23 protein-coding genes are annotated in these 18,380 nt (G+C 57.2%); 1 reads left to right on the top strand and 22 read right to left on the bottom strand.

Annotated elements, in window-relative coordinates; all coding sequences use genetic code 11:
- Window positions 1-16 precede the first annotated feature (16 nt).
- Complete coding sequence (locus ACFPPD_RS03555; protein WP_209743187.1) at window positions 17-1,156, bottom strand: sugar ABC transporter substrate-binding protein; 1,140 nt, start codon at window positions 1,154-1,156, stop codon at window positions 17-19.
- 329 nt (window positions 1,157-1,485) lie between these two features.
- Window positions 1,486-2,964, bottom strand: coding sequence for a stage IV sporulation protein A (gene spoIVA / locus ACFPPD_RS03560; RefSeq protein WP_209743190.1), 1,479 nt, complete (start codon window positions 2,962-2,964; stop codon window positions 1,486-1,488).
- Window positions 2,965-3,286: 322 nt separating this feature from the next.
- Between spoIVA and ACFPPD_RS03565 the strand changes: the two genes are divergently transcribed.
- The gene (locus tag ACFPPD_RS03565) at window positions 3,287-4,048 is read left to right on the top strand and encodes a fibronectin type III domain-containing protein (protein WP_209743192.1); all 762 of its coding nucleotides are present in this window, start codon (window positions 3,287-3,289) and stop codon (window positions 4,046-4,048) included.
- Between the two features lie 81 nt (window positions 4,049-4,129).
- Here ACFPPD_RS03565 and ACFPPD_RS03570 read toward each other — a convergent pair whose 3' ends face one another.
- The 20 genes from ACFPPD_RS03570 to prsW form a co-directional block, all read right to left on the bottom strand.
- Entirely contained in the window at window positions 4,130-4,864 is a 735-nt protein-coding gene (locus ACFPPD_RS03570) for a hypothetical protein (protein WP_209743194.1), read from the bottom strand.
- A 22-nt stretch (window positions 4,865-4,886) separates the two neighbouring features.
- A complete protein-coding gene (locus tag ACFPPD_RS03575) occupies window positions 4,887-5,246 on the bottom strand; it encodes a 2Fe-2S iron-sulfur cluster-binding protein (protein ID WP_209743196.1) in 360 nt (119 codons plus the stop codon).
- A 28-nt stretch (window positions 5,247-5,274) separates the two neighbouring features.
- Window positions 5,275-5,865 carry a nucleotidyltransferase domain-containing protein gene (locus tag ACFPPD_RS03580; RefSeq protein WP_209743198.1) on the bottom strand — a complete coding sequence of 197 codons (591 nt, stop codon included), beginning with the start codon at window positions 5,863-5,865 and terminating at the stop codon, window positions 5,275-5,277.
- A 22-nt stretch (window positions 5,866-5,887) separates the two neighbouring features.
- Window positions 5,888-6,181 carry a 2Fe-2S iron-sulfur cluster-binding protein gene (locus tag ACFPPD_RS03585; protein WP_209743200.1) on the bottom strand — a complete coding sequence of 98 codons (294 nt, stop codon included), beginning with the start codon at window positions 6,179-6,181 and terminating at the stop codon, window positions 5,888-5,890.
- A gap of 28 nt (window positions 6,182-6,209) precedes the next feature.
- The gene (locus tag ACFPPD_RS03590) at window positions 6,210-6,428 is read right to left on the bottom strand and encodes a DUF2768 family protein (protein WP_378081253.1); all 219 of its coding nucleotides are present in this window, start codon (window positions 6,426-6,428) and stop codon (window positions 6,210-6,212) included.
- A gap of 191 nt (window positions 6,429-6,619) precedes the next feature.
- A complete protein-coding gene (locus ACFPPD_RS03595) occupies window positions 6,620-6,892 on the bottom strand; it encodes a stage VI sporulation protein F (protein ID WP_209743201.1) in 273 nt (90 codons plus the stop codon).
- Window positions 6,893-6,998: 106 nt separating this feature from the next.
- The gene (locus ACFPPD_RS03600) at window positions 6,999-8,033 is read right to left on the bottom strand and encodes an NAD(P)H-dependent glycerol-3-phosphate dehydrogenase (RefSeq protein WP_209743203.1); all 1,035 of its coding nucleotides are present in this window, start codon (window positions 8,031-8,033) and stop codon (window positions 6,999-7,001) included.
- Entirely contained in the window at window positions 8,023-8,640 is a 618-nt protein-coding gene (gene plsY, locus ACFPPD_RS03605; protein ID WP_209743205.1) for a glycerol-3-phosphate 1-O-acyltransferase PlsY, read from the bottom strand. Before plsY ends, ACFPPD_RS03600 begins: the two co-directional genes overlap by 11 nt.
- A gap of 11 nt (window positions 8,641-8,651) precedes the next feature.
- Entirely contained in the window at window positions 8,652-9,974 is a 1,323-nt protein-coding gene (gene der, locus ACFPPD_RS03610; protein WP_209743207.1) for a ribosome biogenesis GTPase Der, read from the bottom strand.
- A gap of 137 nt (window positions 9,975-10,111) precedes the next feature.
- Window positions 10,112-10,291, bottom strand: a complete 180-nt coding sequence (locus tag ACFPPD_RS03615; RefSeq protein ID WP_209743209.1) for a capping complex subunit for YIEGIA — start codon at window positions 10,289-10,291, stop codon at window positions 10,112-10,114.
- Window positions 10,284-11,201, bottom strand: a complete 918-nt coding sequence (locus tag ACFPPD_RS03620; protein ID WP_209743681.1) for a YIEGIA family protein — start codon at window positions 11,199-11,201, stop codon at window positions 10,284-10,286. The genes ACFPPD_RS03615 and ACFPPD_RS03620 overlap by 8 nt, the downstream gene beginning before the upstream one ends.
- Window positions 11,202-11,209: 8 nt before the next feature.
- On the bottom strand, window positions 11,210-11,827 hold the full coding sequence (locus ACFPPD_RS03625) for a hypothetical protein (protein ID WP_209743211.1): 618 nt from the start codon (window positions 11,825-11,827) through the stop codon (window positions 11,210-11,212).
- Between the two features lie 133 nt (window positions 11,828-11,960).
- Window positions 11,961-13,208, bottom strand: coding sequence for a 30S ribosomal protein S1 (gene rpsA / locus ACFPPD_RS03630; RefSeq protein ID WP_209743213.1), 1,248 nt, complete (start codon window positions 13,206-13,208; stop codon window positions 11,961-11,963).
- 121 nt (window positions 13,209-13,329) lie between these two features.
- Window positions 13,330-13,917: a lysophospholipid acyltransferase family protein gene (locus tag ACFPPD_RS03635; protein WP_209743216.1), complete on the bottom strand. Its 588-nt coding sequence runs from the start codon at window positions 13,915-13,917 to the stop codon at window positions 13,330-13,332.
- Between the two features lie 3 nt (window positions 13,918-13,920).
- Entirely contained in the window at window positions 13,921-14,625 is a 705-nt protein-coding gene (gene cmk / locus ACFPPD_RS03640) for a (d)CMP kinase (protein ID WP_209743217.1), read from the bottom strand.
- Between the two features lie 144 nt (window positions 14,626-14,769).
- Window positions 14,770-15,054 carry a hypothetical protein gene (locus ACFPPD_RS03645; protein ID WP_209743220.1) on the bottom strand — a complete coding sequence of 95 codons (285 nt, stop codon included), beginning with the start codon at window positions 15,052-15,054 and terminating at the stop codon, window positions 14,770-14,772.
- Window positions 15,055-15,111: 57 nt separating this feature from the next.
- Window positions 15,112-15,756, bottom strand: coding sequence for a flagellar brake protein (locus ACFPPD_RS03650; protein WP_209743222.1), 645 nt, complete (start codon window positions 15,754-15,756; stop codon window positions 15,112-15,114).
- Window positions 15,757-15,988: 232 nt separating this feature from the next.
- Window positions 15,989-17,347 (bottom strand): germination protein YpeB, encoded by a 1,359-nt coding sequence (gene ypeB, locus ACFPPD_RS03655; RefSeq protein WP_209743224.1) that lies wholly within the window; start codon window positions 17,345-17,347, stop codon window positions 15,989-15,991.
- 113 nt (window positions 17,348-17,460) lie between these two features.
- A complete protein-coding gene (locus ACFPPD_RS03660; RefSeq protein WP_209743226.1) occupies window positions 17,461-17,619 on the bottom strand; it encodes a hypothetical protein in 159 nt (52 codons plus the stop codon).
- A gap of 51 nt (window positions 17,620-17,670) precedes the next feature.
- A complete protein-coding gene (gene prsW, locus ACFPPD_RS03665) occupies window positions 17,671-18,366 on the bottom strand; it encodes a glutamic-type intramembrane protease PrsW (protein WP_209743228.1) in 696 nt (231 codons plus the stop codon).
- Between the last annotated feature and the right edge of the window lie 14 nt (window positions 18,367-18,380).

Consider the following 18,380-nt stretch of genomic DNA (forward strand, 5'->3'; position numbering starts at 1 on the left):
GCTTTTAGCGATTCGATTATTGCGCGCCTACAGCCGTTTCGAGTTCTTTCAAGAAGTCCGTGTTGCCCAGATCGCTGCTTCCCCAGCCGGGAACGTATTGAGCCAGTTCGGCCGTCGTGATCACTTTGTCTTTCGGCAACGCGTCGCGGTGCACGAAGATCGGTTCCAATTGCACTTCCGGAGGCGTCGTTTCGCCATGGAACTTCTGGTACAGGTAACGCACTTGAACCGTTCCGATCGAAGTCGGATCGACCGCCGCGGAAGCGACCCATGGGCTCGTCGGATCTTGGATCAGCTTCAAGTCTTCGTCGCTGAGGTCGATGCCGTATACTTTGATTTCGTCGCGGCCGGCTTGCTTGATCGCGTTGGCGGCGCCTTTGGCGAACTCGTCCCAAGATGCCCATACCGCCGTAATGTCGCCTTTGTTCGGATATTGTTTCAATACCGCCTCGAGCTTATTCTGCGTATCGAGCTGCGGGTTGGAAGCGTCGCCGAAAGCCGCGATTTCCTTGATGCCCGTATTTTTCTCGATGAACGATTTGTAAGAGATTTGACGGCTTTCCATCGGCGGGAAACCGGCTACCCATACTTTAACGATGTTACCTTTGCCGCCCGCTTCTTCGGCCAGCTTGTCCAGCGTCAGTTGCGCCAGCAATTGGTCGTTCTGCGCGAGGTTCGTAATGCCTTCGAACGCGTTCAGGCCGGAGTCGAACGCGACGATCGGAATGCCGGCCGCTTTCGCGTTGTTCAGGCCGTTCGTAAGCGCCGCAGCGTCGCCGTGGTCGACGAGGATGCCGTCGAACTTCTGCGTAACGGCGGAATCGAGATTCGCCGCCATTTTCGCTAGGTCGTTGTCGGAAGCCAGCACGGTTACTTCGCCGCCGTATTTCGCGACTTGTTTCTTGACGCCGTCTACGTATTGAGCGGAGAACGTGCCGGTGTTGAAGCGCATGACGAGCGCGATTTTCTTGCCTTTCAAAGCATCGGCCGCAGGCGCGGCGGACGCGCTCTCGGACGGTTCGGCGGATGCCGAAGGCGATGCGGAAGCGGAGCTTCCCGCGTTATTGTTTTCATCTTTGTTTCCGCAAGCCGCGAGCACCAATACGAGCGCGAGCGCCAATGCGAACCACGAAACTTTCAGTTTGCGTTGCGTCATTGTCTGATAGCCTCCCAATTCAATCTTCTCTATTTGATAAAATGACTATAAACATATAATCCGAGTATGTCAATCGGTTTTTAATAAATTAATGGTATTGCCGATCTTGGAAAGGCCCGTCCGCCTATGCCATCCATCATTTTAGGGCATTCGACTCGATCTGACAATACCTGACGCGTTTTGTTGCGAAATCGCCCCCCGTTGGAAGGGCTTCCATTTCTATTCCCATTCGGACGCCGGCGCGAAAGAGATTTCCCCGAACGGCAAAAAGCCCGAACGGCTTCATTCCGCCGTCGGGGCTTTTCTATATTTTCGACCAGGCATTCGGATTACAGGATGATAGCGATCAGGCCGCCGGAGCCTTCGTTGATAATGCGCCCGAGCGTTTCCTGCAGCTTGTAGCGGGCGTTGTCCGGCATCATCGCGATTTTGCCTTGGATGCCCTCGCGGACGATCGAATGGAGCGACCGGCCGAAAATATCGGACTCCCAAATTTTGATCGGATCCTTCTCGAAGTCCTGCATCAAGTATCGGACGAGTTCTTCGCTTTGCTTCTCCGTTCCGATGATCGGCGCGAATTCGGATTCGACGTCGACGCGGATCATGTGAATGGACGGCGCCGTCGCTTTCAGCCTCACGCCGAAGCGCGATCCTTGGCGGATCAGCTCCGGCTCGTCGAGCACCATCTCCGCGAGAGAAGGCGCCGCGATGCCGTAGCCGGTCGTCTTGACCATCTCGAGCGCTTCCGCGAACCGGTCGTATTCCCGTTTCGCGTGGGAGAACTCCTGCATGAGCTGCAGCAGGTGATCCTTGCCGCGGATTTCGGTGCCGACGACTTCCGTCAGGATTTTGTCGTACAGCTCGTCGGGCGCGTACAGATCGATCTCGGCGACGCCTTGGCCGTAGTTGATGCCGCTAAGACCGGCCCGCGCGACGAAATCGTATTCCATGAATTGTCCGACGACGCGTTCGACGTCCCGCAGGCGGCGAATATCTTTCACCGTGTCGCGGACGGAGTTCTCGTAGCTCGAACGCAGCCAATGACCTTCGTTCAGCACCATGACCCAGCTCGGAAGGTTCACGTTCACTTCGTGCACGGGGAACTCGTAGAGCACCTCGCGAAGAACGCCCATCACTTCTTCTTCGCCCATCGTCGCCACGCTGACGGCCATGACGGGAATATCGTATTTCGCGGCCAATTCGCTTCGAAGCGCTTGCGCTTCATCGCTCTTCGGACGCGAGGAGTTGACGATTAGCACGAACGGCTTGCCGACTTCCTTCAGCTCGTTGACGACGCGTTCTTCCGCGTCGACGTAAGAACTACGCGGTATTTCCGCGATGGAGCCGTCCGTCGTGACGACGACGCCGAGCGTCGAATGCTCCTGGATCACTTTGCGGGTGCCGATCTCGGCCGCTTCCTGGAAAGGAATCGGGTCGTCGAACCACGGCGTCGTGATCATGCGCGGCCCGCCTTCGTCTTCGAAGCCTTTCGCTCCCTCGACCGTATACCCGACGCAATCGACGAGCCTGACGTTGACTTCAAGCCCTTCGGCGACTTTCAATTGAACGGCGTTGTTCGGCACGAACTTCGGCTCGGTCGTCATGATCGTGCGCCCCGCCGCGCTTTGCGGGAGTTCGTCGATCGCGCGTACCCGGTCGGCTTCGTGCGCGATGTTCGGCAATACGACGGTTTCCATAAACCGTTTAATAAAGGTCGATTTGCCCGTGCGTACGGCACCCACGACCCCGAGGTAGATGTCGCCGCCGGTGCGCTCGGCGATATCCTTGAAAATGTCCACTTTTTCCACTAGAGATTCCCTCCCATCGTAATCGCGAAACTTTCGTGACCCGCCATAGGGCGGAACTCGTACACGAACTTGGACTGGTAACATTGTATGTGCGAACGCCCCGAATATGACGCCGCTCGCAAAATGTTTGCCAAGCCGGCCAACGTCCGCCGGCGCCTCGTTGTTTCCCCCATGAGCATATGAAAGAAGGGACACACGTATGACTTCCGCCCTCGCGACCCTGCGATTTTTTTGCATCTATTCACTCGATCGCGAAAAAAACCGAATAATAGGTTGTTCGAGCAATTACTAACTTAACCTTACCTTCGAAAGGACGATCCGCATGAGAAAAAAACCGCGTTTTCTGTTCCTAGCTCTATTAGCCGCTTCCCTAATCACATTCGCAATGCCAGTGCAAGCCGCTTCCGTTACCCGCGACGTGTACGGAAACCCTGAAGTCGCTAGCCTACCCGTTAAAACAGTTCCAGGGGACAAGCAATTAACGGTACAATTCCCGGTAAAATTTTCTGAAAGCACCGAAGCCGTTTCATTCATTCTCGAGATCCGGAAATCCGAAGAAAAGCTACCTTTCCGGGATGTTACGGTGCTCGCCGGCGTGGTCTCGTCAGACACCGCAAGCTATACGTTCAAAGAGCTAGCGAACGACACCGGCTACACGATCGACGTCACTGGCTATTCCAAAGACGCCGAGATCATCGCTCATGGAAGAGCGACGGGTACGCCGATCGTCAAACCGATAGAAAAGCCTGTCGTTAAGCCGGCAGCCAAGCCCGTCGTCAAGGGCGTCGCGGCCAAAGCAGGCAATGCGAAGATTGCCGTATCGTTCAACAAGCTTGCCGGAGCGACGAGCTACCAAATCCAATACTGGACGAAAAAAGACGCCGCAGGCAATCCGGTATACGAGAAGCCAATTACGATCCCGGCCGCTTCCGTCAAGAGCGCGACGTTCACGTATACGTTCTCGAAGCTCAAAAACGGAACGGTCTATCACTTCAACGTCGTCGCCTTGAAGAAAACCGAGGTCATCGCCTTAACGTCCAACGTAACCGCAACGCCGAAAGCGCCGTCGGCCAAGAAAAAATAATCTTTCGACTAAAAAGCCCCATCCCGTTACCGACTCGTCGGTATTGGGATGAGGCTTTTTTCATTGTTCGAATTAATCGGATTAATGAACGGCAACCGGGACGGGCTCCCCGTTCGTCCAGACGTATTCCGGAGACTTAACGGGCACGTAATACGATTGCTCGATCAACACGCGCCTCAAGTCTTCGTCCGGCTTCGGCTCGGCGCCCGATTTCTTGATCGCCGTGACGATATCGATGCCGTAGTCGACGCGGACCTGGCCGTTGCCGTCGAGCATCGCGTTAAGCGTCTGGCGGGAATAGACGCTGACGATGTCCGGCTCCTTCATCCCCAGCTTTCCGAAGTCGATCGAAGGATAACCCGCGTAAAGCTCAGCTCCGGCCGGCAGCTTGTCCGCGTGCGCGGCGCGATAGGCATCGACCTTCTTCTGGACGTCGGTGATCGTCTGGTAGGTCGCCAGGTCAAGCAGCTTGACCTGCGGATTCGTCTCTTCGTCGATGACTAGAAACTGGAACTCGCCTCCGTTCTCGAACGCCGCGGACGGCACCTGGCCGATGAAGCCCATTCGTTTGAGCTTGCCGAAGTCGATCTTGTATTTCTCGTAGAGCGGTACGCTCGCGTCCGCATTCTGGATCGGCAGCAGCCCCGATTGCTCCCGATATCTGTCAACCGAGTCTTGAACGGCGAGAACCGCTTGCCTGACGGAGCCGTCGTTGCCCGGCGTCTGATCTTCCGGGTACAGACAGCCCGTCAGCGTCAGCAACGCCGCGACGATCAAGGTTACGGCCGTCGCTCGAACCCATTGTGGTGCCTTCATAAATGAATCCTCCCGATCCCTCTCATCTGAACCAATCGTCCTCTTCGTTCTGTTCCGCCAGCTTTTTGCGGATGGCCGCCTTCAGAGGATCCTCCGGCACGACGACTTCCGCGTCTCCGGCAACCCTCGCTTGGCAGCTCAGGCGGAAGCCTTCTTCTAGCTGCGACCCGAGCTTGCGCGTTTCCGCCTCCGTCGGAGGCAGGAGAGCTCCCGCATGCTCGGCGGGGACGTTCACCTTGCACATTAGACACCCCGCGACTCCGCCGCAGCGGGTCCGTATCGGCACGCCGGCGCGCCGAGAAGCTTCTAGCAATGTCGTCCCCGGACGGACGGCGACTTGGATCCCGTCCGGCAGGAACGTTACGGTTCTCGTCTTGCTCATCGGCAATGGTCGCCCCTTTCGCCCGCGCTCAGCGGCATTCGCCGCAACCCGCGTACGTTCTCGCCAACGCGACAATCTCTTCCGATATCCGGTTCCGTTCGAGCAACCGTTCAAGCAACGGACGATGGCGTTCCGGATCGGCGGCCATGAGCGCGCCCGTCGCTTCCGCCCTGTCGCGGCGGTCCCTTAATAAATTAAACACGAGCTCGTGCGCTAGCGGAACGAGTACGACGCTTCTTCCTTCGAGCCGAACTTCGTCTCCCGACGGAAACAAGAAATCGGACACTTCCGTCTCGTATACCGAATCCCTTGCCGCCACGCGGAACTGTCCGACCAGTTCGACGATCGTTCCGTGAAGGTCGTAGTGCGACAATATCGAGCGGTACTTGTCCGTCTCGTCTTCCGCGGGAACGTCGATCGCGAACCCGGCAAGCCGTTCGTGAATCGGTCGAACGTCGCGCCCGTCGGCATATAGATCGACGTCCCGAGGGGCGCGGCCGAGCTCGGCGCCGCGCAGCGCCAGCCCCGTGCTGCCGCCGACGACCCAGCGAGCGCCGCTCGCTTCCAGAAGCTCCGAAAGCTTCGCCAGCGCCGCTTCCGAACTTTCGGCGTCGTTCATGCGAACCACTTCCTATCCCGTTTCAGAAATATGTTTTGTTCTTCGCCGCGATGTCGCCGCTCTTAAGGACGACCGCTTGGCAGCCTAGACGATAGCCGGCGTCCAGTTCGTCCGGTCCGAGCCGGTCCCATTCGGCGTCCGTGTAGTCCTCGAGCAAATCGGCCCCTTCGGTCACGATGCACCTGCACTTCGCGCACGTCCCTCTGGAGCAATTAAACAGCCAATCCACCGATGCGTCGGCGGCATGGCTCAGCAGCGTCTTGCCGGGTTGCGGCTCGACCGTTTTCGTGATGGTTTTACCAGTTAGCGTTAACAAGACGTTTCACTCGCAATCCCGATTTCGATTAGAAGAGGGCGACCAATTCGAACCCGCAACCGTAAATGAGAATAATGACCGACACGATCGTAAGGACGACGCGGATCCATCCCTTCGTTTTGCTTCTCGCGAAAAAAATCAACAACGCGGATACGATCATCAATCCCATGCCGATGAAAGAAAACCACATTTTCATCATGCCGTCGAGCTTGGCGACAGCCGTAAAGGCTTGCAACATCAGTAACATCGAAAAGTTCCTCCGTCTTGGCACTACGATAAATGCATCATATTATACCATTTTGGCGGAAACTTCTCCAAGCTAGCATCCCGCCAATGGCCGAATTGTCATAAAGTTGTCGATTTCGAAAGAGAATTCGATGCCAAAGGGAAACAAAAACGGCCCTTACCCGGCAAAAGCCGACTAAGGACCGTTTCGCGTCACTTCTTGATCATCATTTTCATGAGCGACTCCAGGCTGTTCATGTTCATGCCGCTTTTCTTCACGGTGTTCACGATTTCCTTCACGGTATCCTCGGATACGGGTACGTTCGCCATCGTGGAGACCTGCTTGATAAGCTGCCGGATTTGCGCTTCGCTCTGCATCGTGCTGGACGAGACGCCGCTCGCGATTTTTTTGATCGAATTCTCGGAAATGTTTTTGCCCGATTTCTTGTTTACGGCTCCGAGCAAATCTTTCGGAAATTTGTCCATGCTTCCCCTCCTCCGGGTCGTTGCCATGCATCCTATGAGGAGAAGGACATAAGCGTGTGGGCTCGTTACCCGGTTTCGGGTAAGGCCGCTTCCGCTTTTTGCGGGGTTAGCCTTGGATCCATTTTTCCTTGATTTCTTCGATCTCGTGCGTCTTGACGCGACCCATCAGCGCGCCGACGGCGCGATCCGGGGACAGACCTTCGAACAACACCGCGTACAGCTGCGCCATGATCGGCATTTCGACGTTGTATTCGCGTGCGAGCGCATGGGCCGCGTTCGTCGTCCGAACGCCTTCCACGACCATGCCGATCCGGTCTTGCACTTCCGACGCCGGAACGCCTTGCGCCAGGAGAGAGCCCGCCCGCCAATTGCGGCTGTGCTTGCTCGTGCAAGTCGCGATCAGGTCGCCGACGCCGGCGATTCCCGCGAACGTAAGCGGGTTCGCCCCCATCGCCGCGCCGAGACGGGCGATCTCCGCGAGTCCGCGGGTGATAAGCGCCGCCCTTGCGTTATCGCCGAAGCCGAGCCCGTCGGATAAGCCCGCGCCCAGCGCGATGATGTTCTTGATCGCCCCGGCCGTCTCGACGCCGATGTGGTCCGGGTTCGTGTACACGCGGAAGTATTCGCCGTTCATGAACAAATCTTGAGCCGCCTGCGCGCACGCGACATCCTGGGCGGCGACGACGATCGTCGTCGGCAACCGCTTCACGACTTCTTCCGCGTGGCTCGGTCCGGAGAGCACGACGATCGCGCCTTCCGGACGTCCCAATTCCTCGGATAGAACGGTGGACATCCGCTTGAGGCTGTCGATCTCGAACCCTTTCGTCGCGTGAATGACGAGCGAGTCGTTATGTAAGTGCGGTTTCGCCAAACGGGCGACGTCTCTCATGGCGGAGGAAGGCGCGACGACGAGCACGGCCGCTGCGCCGTCCAGCGCTTCCGCCATGTCCGTCGTCGCCGTAATGGCGGCCGGAAGATCCGCTCCCGGCAAATACTTCTCGTTCGTGCGATTCCGGTTGATTTCGTCCGCCTGCCCCGCGTTTCTCGTCCATAACGCGACAGTGTGGCCGTTGTCCGCTAGAACCCTCGATAACGCCGTCCCCCAGCTTCCGGCGACGAGTACCGCGATTTTAAGCGCCATGTGGCTCACCCTTCTTCCCTCCGCCCAGCTTGTTCTCGGTACCGTTAGCCAGCTTCACGATGTTTTTGCGATGTCTCACGAGCGCGAGCGCGCCGACGACGACCGCTCCCCAGACGTAAGCCGCGTTCAGATCGAACGCGTAGAAAAGGATCGGAAGCAAGACGCCGAGAATCATCGAGCCGAGCGATACGTATTTCGTGAGGGCGATAACGGCGATGGCGACGAGCCCCGCGATAAGCGTCGGCAGGAATCCCCAGATGACGAGCGCGCCGACGGTGGTCGCAATGCCTTTCCCGCCTTTGAAGCGAAAATAAATCGGCCAGTTATGCCCGGCGATCGCCGCGAGACCGCAAGCGACCGGAACCCAGTGATGCCCGTCGCCGAGACCCATGCCGATCAGCGCGCCGACGGAGCCTTTCGCGAAATCGAGAAGAAACACTAACAGCGCGGGACCCTTGCCGAGTACCCGCAGCGTGTTCGTCGCTCCCGCGTTGCCGCTGCCGAAATCGCGGATGTCGATTTTGCGCAGCCAGCGGGCCATCAGAATGCTAAAGGAAACGGAACCTAACAAATAACTGACGATAATCGCGATGGTCGCACTCAACACGACGGCCTCCCCTAATCTTGATCGGATTTCTTACGGGTGAACAACCGAAGCGGCGTTCCTTCGAACGCGAACGCGGCGCGGATTTTGTTCTCCAAGTAACGTTCATAAGAAAAATGCATCAATTCGGGGTCGTTAACGAAGATAAGCAACGTCGGCGGCTTGACCGCGACTTGCGTCACGTAATTGATGCGCAGCCTGCGACCTTTGTCCGTCGGCGGCGGGTTCATGGCGACCGCGTCGGAGATGATGTCGTTCAGCACGTTCGTCGGGACGCGAAGCGCGTGTTGCTCGGCGACGTGGTTAACGACCGGCAGCAGCTTGCCCAGCCGGGATTTCGTCAGCGCCGATAAATAAACGACGGGCGCGTACGACATGAACAGGAAGTGATCGCGGATCGTGTTCGTGAAGTGTTGCATCGTTTTGTCGTCTTTCTCGACGACGTCCCATTTGTTCACGACGAACAACGCGGCTTTGCCGTTCTCGTGCGCATAACCCGCGATATGCTTATCCTGCTCGATGATGCCTTCTTCGCCGTTGATGACGACGAGGACGACATCCGCACGCTCGATGGCCTGCATCGACCTCATAACGCTGTATTTCTCGGTCGTCTCGTACACTTTGCCCCGCTTGCGCATGCCGGCCGTGTCGATAAGCACGTACTTCTGTCCGTCCTTCTCGAACGGCGTATCGATTGCGTCCCTCGTCGTTCCCGCGACATTGCTAACGATGACGCGTTCCTCGCCGAGAATGGCGTTCACGAGCGACGATTTGCCGACGTTCGGGCGTCCGATGAGAGCGACCTTGATGACGTCGTCGTTATAGGTCACGTCTTCCTTCACGGGGAGCTGCGAGACCGCGGCGTCGAGCAAGTCGCCGATGCCCGTCCCGTGGGAACCGGACAGCGGAATCGGCTCGCCGAATCCGAGGGAATAAAACTCGTAGATGTCTTCCATCCGCTGGAGATTGTCCACTTTGTTGACCCCGAGCACGATCGGCTTGCGGGACCTGAACAGCATTTGAGCGACTTCTTCGTCCGAATGCGTGACGCCGGCTTTGGCATCCGCCATGAATATGATGACGTCGGCCTCCTCGATGGCGAGTTCCGCCTGGGCGCGCACCGAGCGCAACAAGCTGTCCTCTCCGTCGATCTCGATGCCTCCGGTATCGATAACGCTAAAAGCTTTGCCATTCCACTCGCCAGTGCCGTAGATCCGATCCCGGGTAATGCCCGGTTTGTCTTCGACAATCGCAAGCCGGTCGCCTATGATCCGGTTAAATATCGTCGATTTGCCGACGTTCGGTCTGCCGACGATGGCGATTACGGGTCTTGCCATATTTTCACTCCTCAACTAGTCGCACTGCTTTGTCGCCTTGATGACGATAGCGTTAAAAACAACCACAACTTTCATCATATCAAAAATCGTGCGGCTTTGCTAACGATTCTTCTCGCTCGTCATGCCTCGGGCGCCAATTAATGGCGGTCGACGATAATGAACAGGTCGGAATGAACTTCGTGCACCGCGCAGTCGAGCACTTTCTCGAGCAGATGGGACACGGTCTGCAAATCTTCCCTGTCCTTCGCGATGAAGATCGGCGCTCCGCCTCCGACGCTCTCCCTGGCGGTCGTCACGATGCCAACGATTTTAGCCAACGGCGTTCCCCTCCGTGCTTTTCCTATTCGCCTCCGTCGGTTTGCGGACCGCCGCTTCGAGCAGCGGAACGTTACTGACGGCTTGATATGCTTTATCCTCGTCCTTCTCCCGCGGCAACACGAGAATGCCCAGTTTGCCCGTCTTCAAGCCGAGCTTCGCGATCGGCAGAAGAGCGGGATCGCCGTCGTCGCGATAGACGCCGAGTCTCGTCGATACGTCGTGGAGAATCGCCTGCCGTTGCCCCATATTGGCGATCGTCACTTTCGCGTCGTCGCTCTTGGGCGTCAGAATATATCCGACCCCCTGTTCGCGAATAATCTCGCGGTTCTCGTCCAAACCGACGTTCATCATGTACACGTCTCCTACGTAGAGATTCGGCCCGTCAAGCTTGACCTCGGCTCTCTCTACGTCGGCGATATGCGTAATTTTCTTTCCTTTCATGAAGCGATGCACGACGAAAAGCAAGATCGCCCCCGCGATCGCTCCCGCCCACCAAGTCGAAAGCATGACGACCATACTCGTGACGAATGCCGTCAGAATGGACAAATAGTTCCTTCCCTCGAACACGACGGCGATGCCTTCGATGTAAGCCGCGCCCCGGGGCACGAGCTCCAGGTGATCGATCGCGGTCAGCGTGTTTCGTTCCATGTTGCGTACTTCCCTGAATTGTTGGGCGGCAAGAGACAGGAACGTGATCGCCGTGTAGTCTTTGTTGTACAGCGCCGGAACCGCAACCGCGCCCAAAGCGCCGGCGATGAGACCGAGCGCCAAGTGAATGATTTTCCCGTGCGGGTACGCCGGATACTGCCTGTAGTCGCTCCGAAGCATGAAGATCCTTGCGGCTACCCCGAATCCCGTACCTAAAGCGACGCCCAGCAATTCGTGATGCGAGCCTAGCCAATCGTGCATCGCCATCGTTATCCTCCTCTTCGGCTTCCCCATCGCGGAATCCATCTGCCCGCCTTTTCCGCGGCCGCATCGACGCCGATCGTCCACAAGCGGGCCGCGAGCACCGCCGTCCACCACGATTCCGTCCATTCCGTCGCCCAAAAAGGGTGCGCCGCGACGTCCGTTCCCTTAACGAACGCCATCAAGCCGACGCTCGAGTAGAACGCGACCGATATCGCCAGCGTCTGGTCGGACGCCGCCCGGAGGAACAAGCTCGCCATCCATCCGATCATCGCGGCGAGCAACCATAACGTCGCCGCCCTCGGATATCCCCCGGGGTAAGAAGCCAACCTGCCGAACAACAAATAGACGGCGCCGAGCAACACGCCCGAAGAGAGCGCCGTCCATCTGCGCGCGCCGGGCGTCTTCCAAGCGAGCACGCATACCGCCGATAGCGTCCACGCCCAAGCGCCGTTAATCGTCGCGAAAGGCGTCGGGATATCCATCCGAAGCAAGAACGGCCATCCGGCCAGAAAGACGCCGACCGCCCATCGCGGCACGCGACCGTCCGGCTCCTCCCGCCATCCGCTCCACCAGAGCACCGCGGCGAGCAGCCACAGAAACGCCGATCCGTATAACGGCGACATTTCCCCACCTCCATAAAGGTAGTATGCGCCGTAAAGCGAGGATTAACGTCTATCCGGCAAGAGCGGTCAAGAACGACAAAAAATCGACCTTCCGCGTGGAAGGTCGATTCGTTCGTTCATAGGCCTGATCGGCTTATTTGAATTTGCTCAATTTGTCGCCGAAGCGCTCGCCGAGGTTAAAGCTCATGTTCTCGACCGGAGGCAGGTTCGACTCCTCGCGACGCTCGCGCGGCGCGCGCGGTTCGCGGTGCTCGCGTTCCGGACGCGCAGGCGCTTCTTCCGTTTCCTTGATGGACAACGAAACGCGTTTCTCGGCAGGGTTGAAGTCCAATACTTTCGCTTGAACTTCTTGACCTTCCTTCAGCACTTCGAACGGAGTCGCAACGTGACGGTGAGCGATTTGGGAAATGTGCACGAGGCCTTCGACGCCCGGAGCGATTTCGACGAACGCGCCGAAGCTTACGAGACGTTTGACGACGCCGGTCACGATATCGCCGATGTTGAATTTGCCGGACGCGCTCTCCCAAGGACCCGGTTGGGCCGCTTTGATGCTGAGAGAGATTTTGCCTAGCGAAGGATCGACCTTCAGCACTTTGACTTTAACCGCTTGGCCTTCGGTTACGACGTCGGCAGGATGCGCGACATGGGACCATGCGATCTCGGATACGTGCACGAGGCCGTCGATGCCGCCGATGTCCACGAACGCGCCGAACGGCGTCAAGCGTTGGACTTTGCCTTCGAGCACTTGGCCCGGTTGCAGCGTGCCCATGATTTGTTGTTTTTGCGCTTCGTATTCCGCGTCCAGTACGTCTTTCGCGGAAAGGATGACTTTGTTGTTCTCGCGGTCGATTTCTTTCACTTTGACTTTCAGCGAACGGCCTTTGTAGCCGGCGAAGTCTTCCACGAAATGACGCTCGACCATCGAAGCCGGAATGAATCCGCGAACGCCGACGTCGGCGACGAGACCGCCTTTGACGACATCTGTGATCGTGACCTCGAACGCTTCGCCGGCATCGAACTTCGCTTGAAGTTCGTCCCATGCGCGCGGGCTGTCGATTTGGCGTTTGGAAAGGACGAGCGATTCTTTGGCGTCATTGATGCTGACGATTTTCGCTTCGACTTCCTGGCCGATTTTCACTGCGTCCCCCGCGTTATCCAAGTTCACGGACGAGAGCTCGCGCAACGGAATGACGCCGTCGTATTTATATCCAAGGCTGACGTACGCTTGGTTATCCTCGATTTTGACTACCGTTCCTTTCACGGTATCGCCTTTTTTCAAGGTCACGAGATTTTCCAGTGCGTCCTGGCTCACCGTTTCCGTTACCGTTTCCGTTACCGGTTCTACGGCAGCCGTTTCCTGGACGTTGATTTCTTCAGACATGAAAATTACCTCCTCAGTTCTACCCCAACTTTATTTAAACCCGCGTCTTAGCGGCGCTTAAATCGAAATCATCCAAATAATGCCTTTAGTATGAGATCTTCTCATTAAAAACATGCATTGGTCAAGAGGCCGGACGACCTGTTTTGACCATTTCGCGTATGCTCGACATAATAAGCTCCGTCGCTTCTTCCATGCTCTCCGTCGTCCCTTGTTCCTTGTATGGCTTCAAGTCGATCGGCGCCCCGTATACCGCGAGCATTTTACGGAACGGTTTGTACTCGCCCACGAGCGCTACCGGTACGACGATGGCTTCCGCGCGCATCGCCATCGCGACCGCGCCCCTCTTGCCCATCCCTACCGACTCGTTCCGGGTACCTTCCGGAAAAATCCCCATCACCTTGCCGCTTTGAAGCAAAGTGATCGCCGTCCGGATCGCTTCTTTGCTGACTCCCCCGCGTTTGACGGGGAAAGCGCCGACGGCTCGGATCAGCCTGCCGAAGAGAGGAATCTTGAACAGCTCTTCCTTGGCCATATAATGAACTTTGCGAGGCACTAACACCCCCAAAGTGATGGGATCCTGCAAACTTTTATGATTGCTGCACAGCACGACGGGACCTTCGCGGGGAATGTTGCTGATCCCTCTCGCTTCCAGCCGGTAGAACAGGACATAAATGGTGCGGAGAATGAACCTCATAAATAGGTATAACATAATTTACTTCTCCTCCGCCGAAATGGTGCTCGCCGCCGCGCCTGCCCACCGAACGATTTCTTCGGCGACTTGTTCGATCGACAAGCCCGTCGAATCGAGCAGTATCGCGTCGGCCGCTTGGACGAGCGGAGCGATCTCCCGCTCCCGGTCCAGCCTGTCGCGCTCCTCGATCTCGCGTTCCAGTTGATCCAGCGAAATGCCGGAAGCCGGATCGAGCTCGAGAAACCTGCGCTGCGCGCGTTCCCTGGGCGAGGCCGTCAAGAACACCTTCAACTCGGCGCCGGGCAACACGTGCGTACCGATATCCCTGCCGTCCATGACGACGCCTTTGTCCTGCGCCATAAGGCGCTGAAGCTCGGCCATCCTGGAGCGAACGCCTTCCGATCGGGCCACGTAAGAGACGTTGCGGTTGATTTCGAGCGATCGCAGTCGCGACGTGACGTCTTCGCCGTTCACCCGAACGCGCTGGCCGTCTTCGCCGGGAAGGAGCTCGATGTCCAGTTTCTTCGCGAGCAGGCCTACGTCGACCTCGTCGTCGCTGGCAATGCCCGCTTCGAGCGCCTTCAGCGTTACCGCTCTGTACATGGCGCCCGTGTCTACGTAAATATAGTGAAGCGCCTTCGCGGCCAACCGCGCGACCGTGCTCTTGCCGGCACCCGCCGGACCGTCGATGGCGATGTTTATTCGAGGGGTCATCTTTACATTCATGACGGAACGACTGGCCTCCTAATAGATGACAACACCAAGTTGGAATCAGAAAAAATAAGGCAGGCTAAGCCTGCTGTCATAGAGAAAATTATACCACACCGCCCGCGGCGATGCAAAAACCGCGACGAAGACGACGAAATCCGGTCACCTCGTAGACTGCCGAAACGGAATGCCCTCGGCGCGGTCGGCCGAAGTCACCAATCTGCGGACCGAAGGAAATTGCAGTAGCAATTGCGAGACGACGAGAAGAGCGGCGAGCACGAGGATCGCGCGCGCTATTCTTCTTTCCGCTCTGCCGGACCACTTCCGGAATGCGGAGGAATAGCCGGCGTGTTCCGCGTCGCCGGCCGATTCGTCGGTATGATATTCGCTGTGCTTCCGTTCGAAAGATGCCGCTCCGATAGAAGAAGCGTCTTCTTCATGCGCCATATGACTTTGGCCGCCTTCCGTTTGCGCGCGAGCGCAAGCGATGGAATCGACGCCGGCTCAATCTTTGCGCTTGTCTAATTGACGCTCGAAGCAGTAACGGATGATCTTCTGCTGGTCGGCGTCGGCGATATCCTTGAACCTCATCATGACCAGATGCCTGTCCGGTTCCGCGGGCAGCACGCGAACCACTTCGCCTTCGAACTTCGCATGAGCGATCGCGCCGCCTTTATAATTCAATAATAGCCAACAACCGAGCACGGCATTCTGAACGATCGGCCATTTGCGTTCGCATTGGAACGAAACGCCGCCTCCGCCCACGTCTTCCGTCACGGCGACGAAACGGAGCTTGTCCCCGATACTGATGGCGATTTCCAAGTTCGCTTCCACGCGAAGAAAGCTTCTTCGCTGGTCTTTCGTGATCTCGTCGAGCTCCGGCTTGCGGATCGACACGAGCTGCACCTTTTCCCTTCGGAATCCGGTAACCTCGCTCGCGAACAAATGCTTCACGCCGTCCTGCGTGAAGAAATAAAGTTGAAATGGCTCGCCTTGCTGCGCTCGATATAGGCCGCGCGTTTTCTCGTTCAGCGGCACTTCGATAAAGATGTTCCCGTTATCCATATCCGCGACCCGGGAGCGCAGCGTAATCGGCTCCCCGTTCGCCGCAGCCTGTATGTACATCGTTTGATTGATTTTCGGAAGCACCCGCAACCCTCCACCTGTCTCGCCCGGACAAGGCCGGAACTTAGCACCATTATAGCATGGCGAAGGTCGTTAGGTAACCAAGCAAAAACGTCTTCGGCGCCCCTCCGGACGCCGAAGAAGCTTTGCGGAGGTATCAGGCGAGTTGAGGCGGCTCGGATGCTTATTTATACCTGATAGGCTAGCAAAACGCGCTCCGCCCGGCCGTCGCCGGCCGATCGAAGCGCGTTGCTCGTTATTTGTATATCGCTTTGGCGGCATCGGGAATTTCCTCGATGCTCTCTTCCATTCCCGTTTCCGCGCTCATGAAGATGCGGTACCGGCGATTGTCGATTTTGCCGTCGAATTCATGGCAAAGGACGGGCTCCTTCATGTCGTTCTCGATCAGGGAGAGCGAATAGTTCTCTACTTTGAAATCGGGATTCAACCCGGACTGAGCTTGCTGCTTCGTCACTTTCGGCTTTCCGGGATCGAGGATTTTTTTGGCGAATACGTGGTCCGAAGCCTGCAAGCCGACGATTTCGCCGGTATCGAGCGCGACTCTGACCGTTACTTTGTCCGAGAAGTTGCGTACGCCGCGGACCGTCTGCGCGTAAGTAAACACGGATACGTGATCGTATTCGTCGTACGTGACCGGCGTCACGTCCTTGTAGCCGTGCCTGAGCAGGAACTGAGAGCCTTTGTTGCGGGCCGTATCGAAATTCAGCCTCCGCGATTTCACTTGCCTTGGATTCATGAACCAAAGCAGGTGCCCGCCCTTGCGCGTGTAATCCATTTGAATATTCGCGTCGCCGCGTCCCTTCACGCTGAGCGAATAGACGGGCATGTCGGTTTTACTGCCGGAATCCGAAATTTTTACATTCGCGCCGGACGACGCTTGGGAACCGAGGAAATCGAGCGCCTTGCGTTTGACTTCGTCCTGAGTCATGTCTTTGCCCTCCAAGCCCGCCGTGGACAGCTTGCGGTCGGTCGACATCGCGGATGGTCCCCACCCGGTTTCGGGGTATTCTCCCAATTGCTTGTCCACCGTCTTGAAGCCGTCGATGATCATGTTGTCGTTTGGCCCTTTTTCGCTTGCCATCGCGACTTCGACGTCCATCCAACGGAGCCTGTCGGAGATGACCGCCTCCTGCACTTTTCCGAGCTGCTCGTTGACGGAATTCGCGGTCGCGTATAGCGACTTCATCATTTTCATCTCGTCCTTCGTGAGCGGCTGCTTCGTCAAATCCCTCACGGATGTCCGGTAGGCGAAGCTCGAGATGCGCGTCAGGAACTCCTCCGCCTTGTTGAACGGCAGCATCGCCAGCGGAAGTTGATTGATTTCATTCTGGGCCTCGCTCGTCAGGCGCCAAATATTGACGAGCCCTTTGCGCTGCATCCCCTGGGATGCGGAAGAAACGGCCAACGTCTGTCCGAGTTGCTCCTTCAGCCTTCCCATATGGTTGCTCAAATCGTGGAACGCGCGCTGGTATTGGTTCTCCGCCTTGATGAGAATCGAGTTTTTTTCCTGATGCTCCTGATACCCCCAGAACAGCGCTCCCGCGAACAACAGAGCGGCAATCGGGAACATTATGGAACTTAAACGTGCGTACATGAGCGGCCGACCCCTTTCAATCCCATACGGTTTTGCCGTTATTGTGGGAAAAAGGCTCCGTCTTTATGCGGGAATCCGAGGGAATCTTCGGCATGCAAAAAGCGCCCGTCCGATTAGACGAGCGCTTCTTCTTCGATGTCGAAATCTTCGGCGTTGTTGCATATGCATTGCTTGAAGCCCGTATCCACGCGTCCGCGCTCCTTGCGTCCCCTCAGAACGAATTTCTCGTTGCAGCGGTTGCACCTGATCGTGATTTTCAGTCGGTTGGACACCGCCCATCCCTCCTCTACCGGATATTCCCACACCCAGTATGGACGGATCGGTCAAGATTTAATCTCTTCCTCCCGCTTGAGGAACCTGAACGGGGAGACGGCGTTGGCGCTGTTCACCTTCCGCATGCCCCAGAACCATAGGACGAACATAAAAGGAACGACCAGCCAGATCCAGGCGGACGACACGGTGAGCATGATGAAGTCGTAGAGTCCGTGCCAGAGTACTGGAAGCAGCAGCGCGAGCCACAAGTGCAGCTTGACGTTCTTCCCGACGGAGAATTTCGCCCGTCCCATCGAGTATCCCATAAATACGCCGAACAAGGCATGTCCGGATACAGGCAGAAACGCGCGCATCATCAGGTTGCCGAACGTAGCAGGCTGCATGAACGCGTAAAGTACGTTCTCCAGCGTCGCGAAGCCGAGCGACACGGCCACGGCGTATACGATTCCGTCGTAAGGCTCGTCGAATTCCGTATGGTTATAGATGATATGATAAAGAACGAACCATTTGAAAAATTCCTCGACGCCCGCCGAGATGACGAAGGCGAACGTGAACGGCGAATCTCCGAGCCACAACGTCAAGCTTCGCTGGACGATCATGATCGGAAGCACGACGAGCATGCCGGTCAGGAACATCCGGAGCACGATCGGAACCGGTTCGGTATCATAGCGGTCTTTCCAGTAAAAATAAGCAAGCAGCGCGATGCCTGGGACGATCGCTGCGGCGAGAACCGATACGAGCGGCATGAAGTTCCCTCCCT

The organism is Cohnella suwonensis (assembly GCF_042655365.1).
GTDB classification, from domain to species: domain Bacteria; phylum Bacillota; class Bacilli; order Paenibacillales; family Paenibacillaceae; genus Cohnella; species Cohnella suwonensis.

What these genes read in the sequence shown, in the direction of transcription:
- ACFPPD_RS03555 (WP_209743187.1), bottom strand. Translation starts at nt 1,156, where the DNA reads ATGACGCAACGCAAACTGAAAGTTTCGTGGTTCGCATTGGCGCTCGCG.
- ACFPPD_RS03565 (WP_209743192.1), top strand. Translation starts at nt 3,287, where the DNA reads ATGAGAAAAAAACCGCGTTTTCTGTTCCTAGCTCTATTAGCCGCTTCC.
- ACFPPD_RS03570 (WP_209743194.1), bottom strand. Translation starts at nt 4,864, where the DNA reads ATGAAGGCACCACAATGGGTTCGAGCGACGGCCGTAACCTTGATCGTC.
- ACFPPD_RS03575 (WP_209743196.1), bottom strand. Translation starts at nt 5,246, where the DNA reads ATGAGCAAGACGAGAACCGTAACGTTCCTGCCGGACGGGATCCAAGTC.
- ACFPPD_RS03580 (WP_209743198.1), bottom strand. Translation starts at nt 5,865, where the DNA reads ATGAACGACGCCGAAAGTTCGGAAGCGGCGCTGGCGAAGCTTTCGGAG.
- ACFPPD_RS03590 (WP_378081253.1), bottom strand. Translation starts at nt 6,428, where the DNA reads ATGTTACTGATGTTGCAAGCCTTTACGGCTGTCGCCAAGCTCGACGGC.
- ACFPPD_RS03595 (WP_209743201.1), bottom strand. Translation starts at nt 6,892, where the DNA reads ATGGACAAATTTCCGAAAGATTTGCTCGGAGCCGTAAACAAGAAATCG.
- ACFPPD_RS03600 (WP_209743203.1), bottom strand. Translation starts at nt 8,033, where the DNA reads ATGGCGCTTAAAATCGCGGTACTCGTCGCCGGAAGCTGGGGGACGGCG.
- der (WP_209743207.1), bottom strand. Translation starts at nt 9,974, where the DNA reads ATGGCAAGACCCGTAATCGCCATCGTCGGCAGACCGAACGTCGGCAAA.
- ACFPPD_RS03620 (WP_209743681.1), bottom strand. Translation starts at nt 11,201, where the DNA reads ATGCACGATTGGCTAGGCTCGCATCACGAATTGCTGGGCGTCGCTTTA.
- ACFPPD_RS03625 (WP_209743211.1), bottom strand. Translation starts at nt 11,827, where the DNA reads ATGTCGCCGTTATACGGATCGGCGTTTCTGTGGCTGCTCGCCGCGGTG.
- rpsA (WP_209743213.1), bottom strand. Translation starts at nt 13,208, where the DNA reads ATGTCTGAAGAAATCAACGTCCAGGAAACGGCTGCCGTAGAACCGGTA.
- ACFPPD_RS03635 (WP_209743216.1), bottom strand. Translation starts at nt 13,917, where the DNA reads ATGTTATACCTATTTATGAGGTTCATTCTCCGCACCATTTATGTCCTG.
- cmk (WP_209743217.1), bottom strand. Translation starts at nt 14,625, where the DNA reads ATGAATGTAAAGATGACCCCTCGAATAAACATCGCCATCGACGGTCCG.
- ACFPPD_RS03645 (WP_209743220.1), bottom strand. Translation starts at nt 15,054, where the DNA reads ATGGCGCATGAAGAAGACGCTTCTTCTATCGGAGCGGCATCTTTCGAA.
- ypeB (WP_209743224.1), bottom strand. Translation starts at nt 17,347, where the DNA reads ATGTACGCACGTTTAAGTTCCATAATGTTCCCGATTGCCGCTCTGTTG.
- prsW (WP_209743228.1), bottom strand. Translation starts at nt 18,366, where the DNA reads ATGCCGCTCGTATCGGTTCTCGCCGCAGCGATCGTCCCAGGCATCGCG.